This is a genomic window from Pseudoalteromonas sp. SCSIO 43101 (assembly GCF_023650775.1).
GTDB lineage: Bacteria > Pseudomonadota > Gammaproteobacteria > Enterobacterales > Alteromonadaceae > Pseudoalteromonas > Pseudoalteromonas apostichopi.
On the sequence record NZ_CP072673.1, the window covers coordinates 3,555,950 to 3,575,217 of the forward strand.

The 19,268-nt window shown below is 41.6% G+C and carries 15 protein-coding genes; 8 read left to right on the forward strand and 7 right to left on the reverse strand.

Going from position 1 to position 19,268, the window contains the following annotated elements; all coding sequences use genetic code 11:
• Positions 1-23 precede the first annotated feature (23 nt).
• The 5 genes from J8Z25_RS16520 (at position 24) to J8Z25_RS16540 (ending at position 7,067) form a co-directional block, all read left to right on the forward strand.
• Positions 24-1,400, forward strand: coding sequence for a sigma-54-dependent transcriptional regulator (locus tag J8Z25_RS16520; RefSeq protein WP_250661432.1), 1,377 nt, complete (start codon positions 24-26; stop codon positions 1,398-1,400).
• Positions 1,401-2,681 carry a sensor histidine kinase gene (locus J8Z25_RS16525; RefSeq protein WP_250661433.1) on the forward strand — a complete coding sequence of 427 codons (1,281 nt, stop codon included), beginning with the start codon at positions 1,401-1,403 and terminating at the stop codon, positions 2,679-2,681.
• Between the two features lie 100 nt (positions 2,682-2,781).
• Entirely contained in the window at positions 2,782-3,951 is a 1,170-nt protein-coding gene (locus tag J8Z25_RS16530) for a DUF547 domain-containing protein (protein WP_167658255.1), read from the forward strand.
• Positions 3,952-4,095: 144 nt separating this feature from the next.
• A complete protein-coding gene (locus J8Z25_RS16535; RefSeq protein WP_250661434.1) occupies positions 4,096-5,970 on the forward strand; it encodes a DUF3857 domain-containing transglutaminase family protein in 1,875 nt (624 codons plus the stop codon).
• Positions 5,971-6,104: 134 nt separating this feature from the next.
• On the forward strand, positions 6,105-7,067 hold the full coding sequence (locus J8Z25_RS16540) for a hypothetical protein (RefSeq protein ID WP_250661435.1): 963 nt from the start codon (positions 6,105-6,107) through the stop codon (positions 7,065-7,067).
• Here J8Z25_RS16540 and J8Z25_RS16545 read toward each other — a convergent pair.
• From J8Z25_RS16545 to J8Z25_RS16565, 5 genes are all read right to left on the reverse strand, one after another.
• The gene (locus J8Z25_RS16545) at positions 7,064-10,510 is read right to left on the reverse strand and encodes a PAS domain-containing hybrid sensor histidine kinase/response regulator (protein ID WP_250661436.1); all 3,447 of its coding nucleotides are present in this window, start codon (positions 10,508-10,510) and stop codon (positions 7,064-7,066) included. The two genes, J8Z25_RS16540 and J8Z25_RS16545, sit on opposite strands and share 4 nt — an antisense overlap.
• A gap of 416 nt (positions 10,511-10,926) precedes the next feature.
• Positions 10,927-11,880: a ribosome biogenesis GTPase YlqF gene (ylqF, locus tag J8Z25_RS16550; protein ID WP_138558098.1), complete on the reverse strand. Its 954-nt coding sequence runs from the start codon at positions 11,878-11,880 to the stop codon at positions 10,927-10,929.
• Positions 11,881-11,988: 108 nt separating this feature from the next.
• Entirely contained in the window at positions 11,989-13,215 is a 1,227-nt protein-coding gene (locus J8Z25_RS16555) for a sensor histidine kinase (protein ID WP_233786769.1), read from the reverse strand.
• Complete coding sequence (locus J8Z25_RS16560) at positions 13,215-13,919, reverse strand: response regulator transcription factor (RefSeq protein ID WP_130050215.1); 705 nt, start codon at positions 13,917-13,919, stop codon at positions 13,215-13,217. The genes J8Z25_RS16555 and J8Z25_RS16560 overlap by 1 nt, the downstream gene beginning before the upstream one ends.
• Before the next feature lie 9 nt (positions 13,920-13,928).
• The gene (locus J8Z25_RS16565) at positions 13,929-16,313 is read right to left on the reverse strand and encodes a TonB-dependent receptor (RefSeq protein WP_250661437.1); all 2,385 of its coding nucleotides are present in this window, start codon (positions 16,311-16,313) and stop codon (positions 13,929-13,931) included.
• Between the two features lie 272 nt (positions 16,314-16,585).
• Here J8Z25_RS16565 and J8Z25_RS16570 point away from each other — a divergent pair, with 272 nt between their 5' ends.
• Both J8Z25_RS16570 and J8Z25_RS16575 read left to right on the forward strand, forming a co-directional pair.
• Complete coding sequence (locus tag J8Z25_RS16570) at positions 16,586-17,122, forward strand: YaeQ family protein (RefSeq protein WP_138558096.1); 537 nt, start codon at positions 16,586-16,588, stop codon at positions 17,120-17,122.
• 8 nt (positions 17,123-17,130) lie between these two features.
• On the forward strand, positions 17,131-17,736 hold the full coding sequence (locus tag J8Z25_RS16575) for a PGAP1-like alpha/beta domain-containing protein (RefSeq protein WP_130050212.1): 606 nt from the start codon (positions 17,131-17,133) through the stop codon (positions 17,734-17,736).
• Positions 17,737-17,740: 4 nt separating this feature from the next.
• Here J8Z25_RS16575 and J8Z25_RS16580 read toward each other — a convergent pair whose 3' ends face one another.
• Entirely contained in the window at positions 17,741-17,950 is a 210-nt protein-coding gene (locus tag J8Z25_RS16580) for a hypothetical protein (protein ID WP_054562952.1), read from the reverse strand.
• Positions 17,951-18,314: 364 nt separating this feature from the next.
• On the opposite strand from J8Z25_RS16580, the gene J8Z25_RS16585 reads away from it, so the two are divergent.
• A complete protein-coding gene (locus tag J8Z25_RS16585; RefSeq protein WP_167658259.1) occupies positions 18,315-18,788 on the forward strand; it encodes a Dps family protein in 474 nt (157 codons plus the stop codon).
• 58 nt (positions 18,789-18,846) lie between these two features.
• Here J8Z25_RS16585 and J8Z25_RS16590 read toward each other — a convergent pair whose 3' ends face one another.
• Positions 18,847-19,248 carry a hypothetical protein gene (locus tag J8Z25_RS16590; RefSeq protein ID WP_130050210.1) on the reverse strand — a complete coding sequence of 134 codons (402 nt, stop codon included), beginning with the start codon at positions 19,246-19,248 and terminating at the stop codon, positions 18,847-18,849.
• Positions 19,249-19,268 lie beyond the last annotated feature (20 nt).

Below are 19,268 nucleotides of genomic sequence, written 5' to 3' on the forward strand. Positions count from 1 at the left end.
CAACAGGATAATAAGAAAACATCATGGACAAAATCTTAGTCATAGACGATCAAGCTGATGTACGTCTGGCTGCTACTGTTGCATTACAACAATTAGGCTTACACTGCCATGAGGCCGAAGGCCCTGAACATGCCCTTGAGTTATTAAAATCGGAGCACATTAGCCTGATTTTGCTTGATATGAACTACAAGCTCGACACCACCTCTGGTGAAGAAGGGTTACGCTTTTTAAAGCAACTAAATCAATTAGGTTCGACCATACCTGTCATTGTGATGACCGCATGGGCCAGCATTGACGTCGCTGTTAAAGCCATGCAATTAGGGGCAGTCGACTTTGTTGAAAAGCCATGGAATAACTTGCGCTTAACCGCCGTTGTACAACAACAACTCAAGCTCAAGCAAAGTAATCACGACAACGCGTGCTTAAAGGCGCTTACCAGTGACACACAAGCACATTACATAGCTCAATCAGAAATCATGCAGCTGTTGCTTGCCAAAGCTGAGCGCGCAGCTAAAACCGATGCCAGCATTTTAATTACCGGCGAAAATGGCACTGGCAAAAGCTTATTAGCACATTATATTCATAAGCATTCTCTCAGATGTGATAAACGCTATGTAAGCGTGAATATTGGCGCTATTGCGCCAACGCTATTCGAAAGTGAATTATTTGGCCATAAAAAAGGCTCTTTTACTGATGCCAAAGAAGACCGCTTAGGGCGTTTTGAAATTGCCGAAGGCGGCACCTTATTTTTAGACGAAATTGCGACTTTAAGCCTTGAGCTGCAAAGTAAAATGCTCCGCGTGCTAGAAAGCAAAGAGTTTGAAGTGCTAGGCTCAAGCCAAACCAAAACCGCCGATGTTCGCATTATTTCTGCCACCAATAGTGAATTAGCTACGGCCATTGAGCAGGGTGAGTTCCGCCGTGACTTATTATTTAGACTCAATACCATTGAACTGCACATTCCACCGCTTCGCGACAGAAAAGACGACATCGCCCCCTTGGCAGAACACTTATTATTGGTGCATGGTAAAAAATACCAACGTGCAAATATGGCGCTAAGTCCTGATGCTCTAAACGCGCTAAAAAACTACAGCTGGCCTGGTAATATTCGTGAGCTAAGCCACTGCATTGAACGCGCGGTGATCATGAGCGATAACAACAATATTCAAGCCAATGATCTCATTTTAGATCAACCAAGTTGCGAGCAAACAAATAGTAATGCTGAACAAGCCTTGCCACTATTGCCCCTTGAAGAGCTTGAGAAACAAATGATTCAAAAAGCGCTGCTGCAATTTAATGGTAATGTTATCGCCGCAGGAGAATTTTTAGGATTAAGTAAATCGGCGATTTATCGTCGCATTGATAAACATCAGCTCGATTTAAAAGAAGTAGAACGCTAAATGAGTAGCAAGTTGTCGTTAGAGCAGCGTATTCGACGCTATTTTTTTATGGTTATAGCGGTGCTATTTACGCTTGGTATTGCCCTTTCGCTCAGCTTAAAACTAGATTGGTTTGCCAGTATTAGCCTATTATTGCCGTTTATCGGGATAAGCGCTTTTGCTTTAATTAAAAGCTACCGCGTGATCATCGATGTGATTGAACGCTTTGGTCTGCAACTAGATGCACTGGCAAATGACGAAAGTAATAGTTGGCATTTAGCGTCTTATCAAAGTGGACGAGTCGCAGCGCTTAAGCAAGATTTTGCCAAGCTCAGCAATAAAATAGCCAAAAATAAGCGCCATTATATGCAAACAGAAGAGTTTGTGTTTGAGTTTGCCAGCATGCTGGACTTACCCATCGTTATACTAGACCCCCATGGCTTGATTTACTTTAGTAATAAGGCGTTTAAAAACAGTATTATCCATCGCCAGATTGAAGGTAAATCGGCCAGCGACTTAGGCATTGCCCTGCATGATGGCGAATGGCAACAAAACAACGACTCACTGTTTAAACAACGCTTTCAAATCTCATCGCAGACTTTTTGGCGGACCGGCAGAAACTTTGAATTACTGACCTTCTTTTCAATTGAGCAACAGCTTCGCGATAATGAACAACTTGTTTGGCAACGGTTAATTCGAGTGTTAAATCATGAAGTGCGTAACTCACTCACGCCGATTTATTCAATGAGTCAATCATTGCAAACCCTTAAGCGCCAAGGACAAATTAGCAGTCACGATGATCTCGCCCAAGATATGCTGCAAGTTATAGAAAAACGCGCTCAGCACTTGCTTGATTTTGTAGCCAGTTACAGTGCGTTTGCCAAGCTACCCCCCGCACAAAAACAGACAATCAGTAGCGAGCAACTAAACACACGTTTAAGCGCTATATTTCCTGAACTAGTGATAAATAGCAGTGAAGAATTATATGTTGATGCCGACTTAGGCCAGCTAGAACAAGCATTGATCAACCTGATAAAAAATGCCTTTGAAGCAGGCAGCAATTCAGCCCCTAGCCTCACTTGGTCAAGGCAAGGTGATAGCTTAAATATTGCAATTAGCGACCAAGGTTGTGGTATTCAAAACCCTGATAACTTGTTCGTGCCATTTTACTCAACCAAAGCAAATGGCACAGGTATAGGGCTTGTGATCACCCGAGAACTTGTGCGCAACCAAGGTTTTGAGTTATCGATAAACTCAAAACCCCAGCAAGGCACAGAAGCTAACATCACCGTATCTACTTAAGAAACGAAAAAGGTTAGTACTTTAAACAAAAACAACAGATTGTTGCGCTTATAAAAAAACCACGCTATGTTTATTTTTTAAACTACGGAAGGTCATAAAAATGAAAAACGCTATAAAACCCATCGTATTAGCAACATCACTTATTCTAGTTACAGCCTGTAATTCAACGGCTCCTATTAATAAAACAGCAACAACAGCTATTAACCAAGAAAAATTTAGCCAATTTCATCAGTACGATGAAAAATCAAATATCACCCTTGAGTACACTGACTACGGGCAAATATTAAATGCCTCGGTGATTGATTTAGGTATGTCAGACCGCTATCGCATTTCACAAAACACAACCAAAATTGGCACGCGGTTGTCGTCGAACCCAAAACCGTCGACTGCAACAGAAGCAAACCGCTTTTATTATGATTCGTACAAAAAGAATCCTCAGATGAAGCAAGACTTGCAAATAGTGCAAGAAAATATGGCCGACCTGCCAAACAAAATTAATTTAAGTAACTTACCAAAATCAGAGTTACTCGCTTACTGGCTCAACCTCTATAACGTGACGGTACTCAATGAATTAGTGCAGCAGTACCCTGTTAAAAACCTGACCAAGTTATTAAACGAAGAACCAAATTTTTTTGATAAGCCACGCTTTAACTTTAATGGTAACCAGTATTCATTAAACGATATTGAGTACAACATTGTTGCACCGCTATTTAACAATGACCCGCTATTAATATATGGCTACTACCGTGGCTACATTGGCAGCCCAAACTTGCTTGACCACCCATATACAGCAAAAAATGTGTTTACCGCCCTGACCACCAATGCAGTGCAGTTTGTTAATTCAAACCGCGGTAGTGTGATAGGTAACCATAGCACTCGTGTTTCTTCTTTATACCTTGAAAAGAAAAACTATTTTCCTAACTTTGAAGAAGATTTAGCTGACCACCTTCAATCGTTAGTAATTCAAGAGCCAGATAAAGACCAAGTTGTGCAAAACCTCTCTTTTAGTATCGATAACTACGATATTACCGACATTCTAGGTAGCGATGTTGAATATGGTGGAGGTAACGCGACTGTCGCCGATCCGAGTATAGTAGCAGAGGGCTTCGATACTAATTTTGTTACTTATGGTGAAAACTTAACCAAAGAAGTCGGCCATGTAAGCCCGTTACGCCGCGAGATTTTGCAAAAAATCACGCAAAAATACTATGAAGCAAATACTCGCGTTGAAATAAAAGACTTACCAACTAAAGAGTCTGAAGATAAATAATATAAACCTAAAGCGGCTCGCCGTGGGCCGCTTAGACTCACCTCTTCCTACGAGACCTACCTATAAATATTTAATTTTTATTTGGCTCATGCCGTGAAATTCAGTAATTTGTCATATAAAACTAAACGTAATTAGAAAATAACAATGAAATGGATGCACTTACAACTTAAGGTACTGGCTGTTTTTTTATTCTTTGTGAGCTGCTTTGCAGCCGCTGAAGATTATCAGATTGCACCTGCAGCTAACTGGGTAAAACAACATAAGTTACTAACCCCTGAGATTCCTCGAGACCAAATAAAAGACGGGACTTTCTACCTGATGCTCGACACTCAGCTTCAGGTATCTGAACAAGCCCCACAGCAACGCTTTAATCGCACTGTAATGCAGGCAGTCAATCAGTCTGGGGTTGATTATATTAGCCAGCTAAATATTGATTTTGACCCAAACTACCAATCTCTTACGCTCAATAGTTTAGGCATTATTCGTGACGGCCAATATATAGATAAACTAAATAGTGCCGAGCTTCAGGTGTTACAGCGCGAGACCGACTTAGCAAGTCGTATATACAATGGCACCTTAAGCCTAAATGTCATTATTGATGATATGCGGGTCATGGATATTTTAGATTACAGCTATACGGTTTCGGGCAGTAACCCGGTTTATCAGCACTTCAGCACCATGCGTACACTTAATTGGTCTGTGCCGATAGTGCAGCAATTTATGCGGGTAAAGTGGCAAAAGCCTACGCCCTTATATATCAACTTTATGAATGGCGAGTCGCCAGTTACTAAAACCAAGTTAGATACGGGTTTTGACTACCAAATTAGCCAACACAATGAGCCGACCCTTAGCTCTGCAAGCGAAGTACCGCATTGGTATTCGCCTTACAAGGAAGTGTATTTTTCTGAAGTAAATAATTGGCAAGAGGTAGTCAATTGGTCGTTACCTTTGTACCAATCTGCCATCGAAGTTAGCCCTGCTATTGAAACAATTGCCCGTCAAATTAAGTTTCAACATGCCGATTTAGAGTCTCAAATTGTGGCTGCCCTGCGCTTTAGCCAAGACGAAGTACGTTATTTGGGCCTAGAAATGGGCACCAACTCGCACCAGCCTACTCCCGCATCAGAAACCTTGGCACTGCGCTATGGCGACTGTAAAGACAAAACCGTCTTGCTCATTTCTTTACTTAAAGCGCTCGGCGTAGAGGCTCACCCTGCTTTAGTTAACACTGAAGACAGAAAACGTACTGCTAGCTTACCGGTCTCCCCTAGTTTATTTGACCATGTCATTGTCACCTTAGAGCACCAAGGTAAACGCTATTGGCTTGATCCAACCATTTCGTATCAGCGCGGCGATTTAGAACATTTAGCTCAACCGAACTACGATGTCGCGTTAATCATAAAGCAAGGTGAGACAGGCTTTACAGATATGTTCACAGAGCCTGCCCTAAAACGCATACAGGTTTTTGATAGTTATCAGATCCCAGAAGGTATTGATGAGCCAGTTAGTTTCTCAACTCAATATAAATATGGCGACTTTGAAGCAATTAGCCGCCGCAGCTCAATCGCTGAAAACAGCTTAAAAAGCATAGAAGATGATTACCGCGAATATTATCAAGATACCTACAAAGGCTTACAAACAGCCAAACCTATGCTGGTTGAATCTCCAAAGGACACCGGTCAGCTAATTACCAATGAGCACTATACTATCGATGACTTTTGGCGACCTGAGGGTAATGATTTTCAAAACGACTTTTACGCCAGTGAAATTCAAAACTCAGTTTATAAGCCAGAACAGCGAGAGCGTAACAATGCACCAATGTGGTTTCGTTACCCAAATAATATCGAAACAACCATAAAGGTTACGTTTACGGACTCTAATTGGCAGTTTGATGATGAGCAGGTCACAGTCGACAACCCATTTTTTCATCTAGAAAAACGCGTGACATTTAAAGACTCTGTGTTGACCTTATACTTTGATACAGTGCTAAGCAGGATCATATTCCAGCCGATCAAATAGACCTTTACCTAAGCGAGCGCAAAAAACTCAATAACGCGACCCATTTCGGCATCATTAAATACGGCACAAATAGCTCAACAACCACACCAGCGGATGACGAAACCAATTGGTATAGTGTTTTTATTTTAAGTTACTTGGCGGCAATCATCTTTTTCATCGCGGCTTGGCGTATAGAAGCAAGTAACCGCCCAGTTTTTGCTGAGCAACAGTTCTACCCTGTCAGTAACAGTAAGTTTGTTATTTACAGCTTATTAAGCTTAGGAATATTCATTAACTACTGGAGCTATCGCAACTGGAAAGCGATAAAAGAGCAACAACAAAGCCATATTATGCCGATTGCCCGAGGGATATTTGCACCACTGTTTTTTATTCCGTTGTTACTTGAACTTTGCAAGCACAGCGAACAAACCTTTGGCAAAAATAAGATCATGCCCGTCGCGGTTGGGTTCGTGTTATGGCTGGCGATTATCATTTCTGAAATCGTAAGCTATAACTGGGAATATGGTAGTTGGCTGTTTTTAGTTATACCTATTCTATGGTTGCCACTGGTTAATTACATTCAAAACCTCAAGCAACCACAGCAGGCTCTTGAGTACCACTCTCAGTGGCGAGCGAGGCAGGTTATCATTTCGATATTCATGTTGCCTTGGTTATTTTATGGCTTAATTTATGAGCTATATTTGTTGCCAAGCTCAACCATAGTAACCGGTGACAAGCTTTGTTCTTATCAAGTTAACTTTTTAAAAAGAAAAGAAATTATTCCTGCCAACGAGAATGTGCACTATTTTTATAGTGACGCATTTTTCGATTTTAAAACTGATGGAAACGGCATCACAGAAAACACCATTTTTAGTTACTGGGAAAATGAGCAAGGTGTGCTCGAAAAAGATCAACGCCGCTTTAGTGACATTAAAGAGATCAACGTTGATTATGCTAAAAGCGCCCTACTAACCTCTACGCTAACGGTCATTGACCACAATGGCGATGAAATGCTGTTATTTTTGAGCCATGAAGATGACTTAGATAAGAAGTTTGTCGCTGAGGTAGAGCGCTTAATTAAAGCTAATACCCCAGCAACTGAGCAAAACGCAGATTAAGTCAGTCGCTTAATCATGCGTTTTAAAGCGGGCGCTTTCAGAGGCTTATAAAGCAATGGATAGCCCGCATCGAGCACTAACTCGCGTATTCCTTCGTCATGATTCGCGGTATTAACGATGGCAGGTAAGCGTGTTAGTGCAGCTTGCTCAATCACTTCAAGGCCCGTTACCCCATCATCAAGCTGATAATCAATAATCAACAATTGCGGCAGGGCTTGGCTTGCCTTTAACTGCTCAAGCTCCGCTAAGTTAGTGGCCGTTGATATTTCGCAGCCCCAATTTTCGAGTAACTGCTTTAATGCCTCTAATACGTTTCGGTCGTTATCAAGCAGCCAAATGCGCAATTGCCCCAGCTCTGTTTCTTGTGATGCCTCTGCCCCTTTCGCTTGCGCTGGCGCAGCGCTCACTCTACAAGGCAGAGTGAGGGTAAATTGCGTGCCTTTACCAAGCTCAGATCCCATCACTAAGGGGATTTTAAGTAAGTCACATATACGTTTAGTGATTGCCAGCCCTAAGCCTAAACCCTCGGCGCTTGGTTTTGCGCCAAGCTGTTTAAACTCTTGGAAAATAGTTTGTTGATCGCTCGATGCAATACCAATTCCTGTGTCTTCAACAATAAAGGATACATGGTCGTCGTACTGCATTTTTAAGCGCACTTCACCTTGCTCGGTATAACGAATCGCATTACTCAAAAGGTTACGCAGCACTCGTCGCAGCAGCGCTTTGTCGGTATGCAAGCGCACATCGCAGGTTTCAATAATAAACTTTAAGCCTTTTTCGCGGGCAAGGGCTTCGTAGTCATTACGCAGCGGCTCAACCAACGAGCTGGCAGCAAACTCACTCATTTGTACTTTAAACGAGCCTGAATCGAGCTTGGTTAACTCTAAAATACTCGATAGCAACTCTTCGGCACTGCCCAGTGAATTCTTAATATTCATCGCCAGCTCTTTAAGTTCAGTATCTTGGGCTTTTTCATTCATTAAAGAACAAAACAAGCTCGCAGCATTGAAAGGTTGCAGTAAATCATGGCTGGCAGCGGCAAAAAAGCGCGTTTTACTGACCGTTGCTTGCTCCGCCACTTGCTTTGCCATCGACAACTCTTGGTTTGCTTGGGTCAGAGCTAAGGTGCGTGCCGCTACTTTTTCTTCAAGGCTAACATTTGCTTCGGTTAACGCTTTTTGTTGTTTTACGAACTCGGTGATGTCGGTATAGGTTGTTACAAAGCCGCCACCAGGCAGTGGGTTACCTTGCATTTCAAACACACGGCCATCATTGTGCGAGCGCTGATATTTATAAGCACTACCTTGGCGTAAATAAGCTAAGCGTTTTTCGACTTCGCTGGTCATGCTCTCACCGCTAAATAAGCCGCGCTCGGCATTAAATCGAATAATATCAGCTACTGGGCGGCCAATGTATAAAGCATCGTCAGGATAAGCGAACATGCTTTTATAACCCTGGTTCCAAGCAACAAGACGCAGCTCACTATCAACCACACTAATCCCTTGTTGAATATTTTCGATTGTTGACTGCAATAAATCACGATTAAACTTAAGTACTTGGCTCGCTTCATCAACAAATTCAGCAACCTGCTCTAAAGGCTGACGCTGCTCATTTTTAGCCACATCTAAAATAAGCCGTGCTGATGCGCCCCCAATCACCGCTGACATCTCGCGCTCAACTAATAGCTCTAACTCAACATTGGCAGGACGCTTCCACTTACTTTTATCATCCGGAAAGTAATGATTTACCAAAGACTGTGCAGCTTCTTTTTCGGCAAATCGCTGCATTAGCGCGCCTAAGTCATGGTAACTCAAAGGCTGTAGATGATTACTCACTCGAGAATCACTAAGCTGAGAAACAAACTTATTGCTCTGCAAACGCTCAGCCAAAGTTGCACGACTAAATAACGGCACTAGGAAATACACTAAACAGTTCGCACCTAACGATAACAGTAGCGCCTGGCTGATGCTTTCCATACCTAAAGAGAATAAATCAGTAGGTGCTAACCAGCTTATTCCCCAAGGTCCATTCTCAAGCCATAAGCTATCGCTACCTAAACCTCCAGCGATATTCGGCAGTAAAAGTGTGTAACCCCAAATAATAAAGCCGCTCAAAATCCCCAGTTGCGCACCACGACACGATGCTTGTCGCCACCATAAGCCAATGATCATGGCCGGTGAAAATTGCGCGACTAAGGTAAACGACATCAAACCCACATTTGCAAGGGTTGTGCTTTCACCCAGCACTCGGTGAGTAAAATAACTAAGCAATAAAATCAATACGATAACGATTTTACGAGCATGTAATAGATTGTTTTTATCAAGCCCGCGGCTACTCGATGTAAGTTGAGAGCGGCGTAAAATAAACTGGTTAATAAAGTCATTGGTGATCATCACTGAAAGCACAATTGATGACACTATCACCATACTGGTTGCCGCTGAAAAGCCACCTAAAAAGGCTAATAACGCCACAAAGGCATCATCAGCTGCCATAGGTAAAGCTAATACAAAGGTGTCGTAACCGACTTCTTGGCCTTGAAAGTAAATTAATCCGGCGTATGCAATCGGTAGAATAAACAGATTAATGAGTAATAGATAAATCGGAAATAGCCAACGTGCCGAGGCCAGTTCTTTATCGTTATTTTTTTCGATAAAGCTCATGTGGAATTGTCTTGGCAAACATAAGGTCGCCAAAATACCGAGTAAAGTATGGGCAACATACACATAGGTTGGACTTTGCGTGGCAGCCACTTGCTGATCAATATTTAGATCTCGGGCTTTTTCAAACAGTGCTACAGGACTGTCGAACAAAGCAAAACAAACATACAAACCCACCGCTAAAAACGCCAATAACTTAACCACTGACTCAAAAGCAATACTGGCTATCAGGCCTGGGTTATGCTCACTGGGTTTTAAGCGCCGAGCACCGAACAAAATAGCAAAAAGTGCCAACACGATGGTGATATAAAAAGTACTATCGGCCCACACTTCGTGGCTTTGCATCATTGAGCGGTTAGTTAGTAAATTAATACTTTGTGCAGTTGCACTTAGCTGTAAAGAGATATAGGGCACAATCGCAATCACTGAAATAAGTGAAATTAGCCCAGATAAGCTAGACGACTGACCATATCGCGTAGCGATAAAATCAGCCATCGAGGTTATTTTTTGTTGCCTACAAATATGCGCTATACGGCAATACACTTGCCAACCAAAAATAAATAGCAAAATGGTGCCGGCATAGGTCGGTGCCAACCACCAGCCGTTATACGCAGCTTGTGCGGTAGTACCAAAAAACGCCCATGAAGTGCAATACACCCCAAGAGACAAACCATAAGTTAACCCTTTGAAGGGTAATACTTTTCTTTTATCAGCCCACCCAGCAACCGCAAATAAAATTGCCAGATACACAATTGCAAGAAGGCTTATTGACCAAATTGAGAACATCGTATGTGATTATTTTAATTGTTATAGCCCCCAGCATAGTTTTTATTGCTAGTAATTTACAGCCTAACTTTAGTGCTAATGCACTGTATTACAGAAGTTTAAAAAACAGACACAAAGAAATGAGAATTATTTTCAATTGAGTGTTGACAGATATGCAAATCTAATTGATAATCAATATCAACAAGGCGGCGAAGTACTTGTTCGGAATAAACTGATTTGTTTCTCGACCCTGAAACACGTGTGGCCCACGATAAAGCTAAGATCGCCTGTTGCTAATCGCAACGCCCCTTGATGTTGGCAACAGGTGGTCGCCCTACTATTTTACTTGCTACATTGCTCATATCGGTGACGGTAGATATGAAACTAAAAAAGCCCTTATCGGGCTTTTTTTATGTCTAAAACAAAACGACGAGTTATTAACGGCGGTTTTTACGCGCACGTGCTCGGCGTTGCTTTTTTTCTTCTTCTTTAGCTGCTTTTTTAGCCTCAGCAGCAGCGCGAAGCTGAGCAACCATTTGCTCTTCTTCTTCTCGCATAGCCGGGGTTTCCATGGTAATACGGCCAATAATGCCATCGCGTAATTCATTAATAAGAATTTCAGACATTTTGTAAGTATCGATTTGATTACCACCGCGGATACAGCCACGCTTTTTACCTGCCATTTCAACAAACTCCCAGTCAGACTCTGGTAGCTCATCAATTTTATAACGGCTTTTTAAAAGCTCTGGGTATGCATGCAATAAATATTCAGCGGTGTAACTTGCCACTTCTTCATAATCGATAGCGGTATCACGAATAGCACCGGTTGCACCTAAACGATAACCTGAGTTTTCGTTCTCTACTTTCGGCCATAACATACCCGGCGTGTCGTAAAGCATAATACCATCGTCAAGCTTAATACGTTGCTGCGCTTTTGTTACCGCAGGCTCATTACCTGTTTTTGCCACAATACGGCCAGCTAAAGTATTAATAAGTGTTGATTTACCAACATTTGGAATACCCATGATCATGGCTTTAATTTGTTTATCGGCACCCACTTTATGCGGCACTAATTTTTTACAAAGCTCATTAATACGGTGCACTTCACCTGCTTTATCATTACCAAAATCAATCGCTTTCACACCACTTTGCTGCTCAAAGTAGTCTTTCCAAGCTTGCGTTAACTTAGGATCAGCCAAGTCCGCCTTATTCATGATTTTGATCACCGGCTTATCGCCACGCAGCGCAGTAACCATTGGGTTTTCACTACTATAAGGAATACGGGCATCAAGTACCTCAATGATCACATCCATCTGTGGCATGATTTCTTTAATTTCGTTGCGGGCTTTGTTCATGTGACCCGGGAACCACTGTATTCCTGCTCTACTCATTAGATTATTAAGCTCTTTATTTTAAAGGCTAACGCCATGGGGATTTTGCTGATAGGTATAGTTTACTACATCAAGCAGGATTGTTTAAAAATAAAATCACGCCTTCCATCACCACGAAAGACGAGCGACTACATGCGCTGTATCTGCATGCAGTGAGAATGACCAACCATTGCGCTCACATAAGCGTTGCACAATACCTAAACCTAAGCCATAGCCGTGAGAAGCTGTTTCAGTCGCCGTATGCTGGGCATCACCGCCACTGAACTGATTGGTGATTAATAATTCATGCTCTTTAATCAAAATTGCAATCGGTACCTGTCCTGCAAGGGTATGCTCAAACGCATTTCGCACCAGGTTATTAACCGCAATAGAAAATGCCTGTGCATGCCCATAAATTATGGGGTTGGCAAGCTCATCAAGTTCAACACCAACGAGTTTACCGTTTAACAAATAGCGTTGCTGCTCTACTGCTTTTCTTACCAGTGGCATTACTAAAAACTGCTCATCATACAAGCCATCATCAGTTTCACGAGCAAGACACAAAAACATTTCGATCATTTTATTCATGTCGTATGTTGCCCGCCTTACACGATCTATCACCTTCATATCGGCAGGAGTCAATTGGCTTTGTTCTAAAAGCTCTAGGGCGCCGGTAATGACTGTCACTGGCGTGCGCAATTCATGGCTTGCTGAGTCTGTAAAATAGCGTTCTCTTGCGATGAATGCACTAACTCGCTCAAAAGCCTGCTCTATTGTACTTGCGAGCATGCCAACTTCATCATTTGTATATCGGTTAGCATCTATACGCTTGTAATCTTCGTTTGATAATTGCTCAGGATCAATGTCGGCCACAGCTTTAGCAAGTTGAGTTACGGGAGCCAAAGCTCGACGCATCACAACAATTCCAAGCCCAAAGCCTAGTAACCCCAATGTTCCTACAAGGCTGCTAATAATGAATAATAACCACCAATCCTCTGACGAAGAAGCCTCAATCTGCGCGACATCAAACACTACAAACCCATGTGACTGCTCATTACCTGTATCAATAACGGCAACATGTAATTCTTCGCTATCAAATTCATACAACCCAACTGCTGGATTTGTTTGCGCCCACGTTTGAAGTGATTGAGGTAAGTTATCTACTTTATCGTACGCCTTAAGATTTGTAGTAATGGCAGGGTAGTTATCTGATGCAACTTGCAATTGCTGGGTTAGCACTCGATCTTCACTCAATCTTATTGCAGCAAAGAAAGCAAAACCCCATGCAATACTCAGCACAGCCACACACATTGCAAATGCGATAGCGACACGTTTGTGCAAACTATGCCGATACATTATTGGAAGTCCTTTGCAATTCGATAGCCGATACGGTGCACAGTATGAATCAATGGCGTATCAAATGGTTTATCAATTGCCTGTCTTAACTTGTACATGTGCGAACGAAGCGCATCACCATCAGGAGGCTCATCTGCCCATAATAAAGTTTCGAGACTATCGCGTGTAACAACAGAAGGAGATACCTCCATTAACCGCTGCAATAACTTCATACTTGCAGGATTAAGCTCAATAAGCTGGCCAGCACGATATACTTGCAAGGTGGACTTATTCATCGTTAGATCAGACACAGTCAATACTTTGTTGGTATTGCCGTGACTCCGCTTATAAAGAGCTTGCAGGCGCACATGTAACTCTTGCAATGCGAATGGCTTTACCAAATAATCGTCGGCTCCTACTGCAAATCCTCTCAGTTTATCATCAAGCGTGTCTCTCGCAGTGAGCATAAGTACAGGTGTTTCAACGTCAGCTTCAGCTCGCAACTTTTGACAAAAGTGTAAGCCATCCATCCCTGGAAGCATTAGGTCTAAAACAATGACATCAAACTTGTTGTTCATCGCTAGTTGCATTGCACTTATACCGTCATAAGCAAAGTCCAAGAGATAACTGTGCCTTTCTAGATACGCAGCAATATTCGCACTAATGTCACGGTTATCTTCAACAATCAAAGCTCTGATCGGCTCAGTATTCAAAGCATCTAGCATTTTTATTCCTTACCAAGCGTAATCAAATCGCAACCCGATCAGCGGTTCAGCTTCGCTATCGTCAACGACTTCAATTCCTCGGCGGTAATCAAACTCAGTGTCATCAGCTGATGAAGCTGCCGTGACATTTATAAAATCAAGAAAGGCGGTAACATCAATAGGACCAAAGGCACGTCGGTAATCTACACGAACATTCAATGAGCCTGATCCTTCTTTGCGGCCAACATTACGCTCTGTAATTTCCTTAGAGTAACGTAAAGGCTGTCCTGGCCCCAAAACATCTTCATGTACAATAAATATGTCATCTGGTCTGCCAGAAAGGTATTTATATCGTCCAGCAAGCTTCCAACGGTCACTTATCTCCCATGTCAGCCCTAACGTGGCAACATGTTCACGACTAAATTCAGCAGCTACGTCACCAAAACCATCCTTTCGGTCTACGACCGCATCATTGTAAGAATAGGTTGCACTGGCGTAAAGACCTTCGAAAATAGTAGCATTAAGCACAAAATCAGCACCATATGAAGTACCATCACCATCATTTGCATAAGTTCCACTGGTACGGTCTAGGTCAACCACTAAGTTGCTAAGCTGCTGATAATAAACTTCCGTTAGTAATGACCAGTTGGCATTAGGGAAATATTTAAAGCCAACACTCGTATGGGTTATTTTTTCAGTTTTAAGATTATTAGTCTCGTTAGCCGCGAGTTCTAAATATCGCGGTGACTGATGAAATAACCCCGCCGTTGCAAAATACCTTACCTTTTGACTTGGCATCCAGTTAATGCTGAATCGAGGTGATATAAAACTTTCATCAGCAAACCCATCTCGTTCAAATCGTAAACCTGTACCAAAATCCCAATCACCCATTTCAAAAATTTGTTCTATATAGCCTGCATAGTTTACTTCTTTCAAAGACGTGACTGAATTAAGGCTTTCAGGTGTTAGTACAATAAACTTTTGCTGTGAGTCAGGTCTATAATCGTCACTATCATAAACAAACCGATTCCATTCACCATCTAAAAATGTGCTGTAATCTAGTTCAATTTGCGTAATTCGGGCACCGACGCTCAACATCCCTAATTGATTTTCTACCTCAAAATCACTTCTCCAACCAATTTCTGTTTCACCTTCAGATATAGTAATAATGTCTTCTCGACTAGGGTATTCAGAAGCTGGCGTTCCCTCGGGCACAAGATCTGGATAAGCCTCACCTTCAGAGCTCAATTTATCACTTTTTCGGTAGTAAACTTTATTAGTCAAAACAGCGGTTTCACCAAGCAACGTGGTCAATGTTAAACCATACAGGTCACTATCTTGCTCGGCATTTTGCAATGCAGTATCTTCAAAATTAGGTGATTCAGAAACATGCTCAACGCCACGAGTATATTTCTCATGCGTATCCATGAGTAACACTTCAAAAGTGTTATTTTGATTAATGGGTATCACTGATTTAAAAATAATATCCCTTAAAACAGGTTCACCAATATCTAGCTCTTCGATAGTTTCAAACAAGGCACCAAAATCTAGCCGCCTTGCAGAAAAAAGCATAGTTGCTTCATCAGTGATATTTATAGGGCCGTCATAACCAACTTCATAACCAGCAAGGTCGTAGCGAAAACTTGCAGATGGGCTAGGGTTACCATCGGCCACTTCTAGCTTCAGCAAAGATCCTGCACGACCACCATAAGCTGCTTGCCACCCGCCGGGGGAAAATTCTGCTCCATTTATTACATTTGGGGCAAATATAGAAAAGCGACCACCGCCTCCTACATCTTCCTCTTCACCTAACGTCGCATCAAAGTGAATAGCTTTATCAAAAGGAAAATCATCAACAAAGAGTAAATTATCTCTTGGGCCTCGACCACGCACACTAAAACTTGCAAATTCACTGTCAGATGCGACACCTGGCAATCCATCTAGAGAAAGTAGTGGATCTGCACCTCCTCCCACGGCACTTCGCAGAGATTCTCTGTCGAGATAGGTGCTAGAACCTGAAGTAAATGTATCAGCTTGTTGGGCTCTTACTTCAACTACCTCTATGGCTTGTTCTCTAAGGTCAAATTCAACCTTCGTATTTTTTCGTGTTACAACGCGAATACTTGGTTCGTATAAAGCCGCAAAACCACTTTTTGTAATCTTTATTGAGTAAAGGCCCGGATCGAGTTGTTCAACAACAATACGCCCTTGTAGATCAGTTTGTAAGGTTTGTATTGCAGAGGTTTCTCGTTTCTTAAGTATGACTTGTGCGTTTGGAAGTGGTCGATCTGTAGTCTGATTTTTGACAATAACCGTTATTGCCCCCGGCTCTTCTACTGCGTAAGAGTAAAATGCCAAACTACTCAACAATAGCCATGCAAGTGACCAGAGTATCTGTCTAAATTGTTCTCTCATAATTGCGTCCCTCTTGGCATCAACCATGATCTTGATTTCAATAACTTGCACATACTTTCATCCTCCCAAATAGCCCTAATTATTGAATTCGAGTTAATCAACTTTAGACGTTAGCAAAGTAAATGTGACTAAAATGTCACCGAAGTAATTTAGGTTTACGAATACCGCTTGTGATAATAAATAAGGATTAACCTAGAGTTTCGCTGGAGATATTTAAGTGTCGGTAAGATTAATTGCGCTATAATGGCGCAAATTTTTTCAAATAAGCAATTATGGCTCTTAAATCAACCATTATTAAAGCGCAATTATCGTTAAGCGATATGGACCGCCACATTTATCAAGATTTCAATTTAACACTGGCACAACACCCATCAGAAACCGAACAACGCTTGATGATCCGCTTGTTAGCTTTTGCACTTAATGCTCGTGAAGGCTTAGAGTTTACGAAAGGCTTATGCGCAGATGACGAGCCTGAGCTTTGGCACATTAACTACAGCGAAGAAATTGAATTATGGATTGAGCTTGGACTGCCTGACGAAAAGCGCTTGAAAAAAGCCTGCAATAAAGCCAAGCAAGTTGTTTTGTATACTTACGGTGAAAATAACCAAGCAATTTGGTGGCAAAAACATCAGCCTAAGTTGTATGATTTTAAAAACTTGAGTATTTTTAGTCTCGATTATGCTGCTACTCAGGCATTAGCAGAGTTAGCCGATCGCAATATTAAGCTCACTATCACAGTTCAAGATGGCGAAGTATGGGTTAGCTCAGATACAGCAAATATCGAAATTAAACCGCAACAGTTAATGTAAGGAATGCGATGGCAATTAGGCAGGTTGTAGTATTACACGGACTTTATATGTCGGGCTTTGTGATGCGTCCACTTTGCGCGCGCCTTGAAAAGTCAGGTTTAAAAATACTCAATTTGACCTATAACACGCTCTCTCCCGATAGAGCGGCAATTTTCGATAAGATTGATCGCTTTATCGGTGGTAAGCCGACCGCCTTAGTTTGTCATTCTATGGGCGGCTTGGTTGCTCGCGCTTACTTAGAGGCCAATTCTCTTCAAAGTCGCCATGTCGAAAAGGTGATCACCTTAGGCACCCCGCATAAAGGCAGTCATATTGCTAAGCAAATGCAGCAAAAGGGCTTTGAAATGCTGTTAAAAAACAGTGTGGAATTTTTATTATCAGAGAATGGGGATTGGCCGTTTGATGCCAAGCTTTATAGTATTGCAGGCGATTTACCAATAGGTCTAATGCCGCTTATTGCCAAAGGTAGTATCTCTGATGGTACGGTGTTGATGGATGAAACTAAGCTCCATGGCATGGCAGAACACAAGGTGTTTCATTTAAGTCACACCAGTATGATCTACTCACGCCAAGTGATGGATTACATTATTAAGCTTATAAATCAAAGTGAGTGATACTTTAATCTTCAGCACTTGCAGCCACTTTATATGAGATTAAAACGATGATCCCTAAGATCAGTGGCACAGGTGCAGCAATGTAGCCAAAGGTATCAAAATTTGCGAAGCTAGCCCCAGCTAGATGACCTACCAAACCGATAACAAATGCAAGTAATGCAATCACTACAACAACTATTTCAGCTTTGCTTTCTTTAACTGTTTTACCGTCCATTTTTCTTCTCCTGGTTAAATGCGGTAAAGTCATTATGCGCTTCTGGTTCGTTGATTTTTTGACCTAAATCAAGTTCTAAATCAGCGTGTTTGTAAGCAGGTGCAAACTTTGTTTTAGATCATACTTTCTGCCTAATTTTTGGATATTTATTAAATAAGGTAGATTTTTTGCTCAGTTGCCCCAAGTCTATATAAAAGTAATTCAAAGTTATGTTGATAGTGCATAAATGGAAAAAACCAACCTTTGATAGCTAAAACCTATCACCGTGTTCGAATTAAACCATTTTACAGATTAATCAAGATGACTAATACTTAACGTCAAGCACTAGCAAGTTAACACTTAACGGTTTTTTAAGGAGCAATCTATGTCACAGGTAAATGCAATTGGTTTAAACAGCGCAAAAAGTGAAGACATCGTAAATTCACTAAACTCTTTACTAAGCTGCTACCAAATTCAATACATGAACGCACGCGGCTTTCATTGGAATATCAAAGGTCGTAACTTTTTTGAATTACACCTTAAATTTGAAGAAATTTATAACTTACTACTTGAGAAAGTAGATGAAATTGCAGAGCGTATTTTAACTTTAGGTGGTACACCTGTACATGCATTCTCTGAGTACATCGAAGATAGCAAGATTAGTGAAGCAAAAAACATCACTGAAGGCACTGCTGCAGTAGAAAATCTATTAGCAGGTTACAGCACGCTTATCCAAATGCAGCGTGAAATCTTAGCACAAGCAGGTGATGCAGACGACGAAGGTACAGCATCATTAATGGGAGATTACATCAAAGAACAAGAGAAACTTGTTTGGATGCTAAAAGCTTACCTTGATTAATATTCAGAATTGACACGAAAAAGCCCTCAAATGAGGGCTTTTTTATATTCAGGAGGTATTACTTTAACCACTTTCTTAAATTATCGTACTCGGGTCTTGCTTGAAAAAAGCTTTCAGCATCTGGGTGAAAATTAATATCCATCTCTACACCTGACCAAACGGTTTCTAACAAATTGCGAGCAATAATATTTGCTTTAATATAGTCAACACGTTTGTAACCCCGCGCTTTTACGGCCTGAAAGTAAGCCCTTGCAATCTCAATACTATCAGCAGTCGCTAATTCAAATTGCTCCAAATTAACCACGGCATACTGAATTGAATGTTCAGGGTATTTCATGATTTCTTGACCAACTTCGATACTAAATGAAGCAACAGCTTCTTTGTTAAAGCTGCCACTAATTTCCACATAAATCACCGGCGGCTCAACAAAATAACGCCAATCACCATGGGCTTTAAACATGCTCACCCCTTTGAAATACA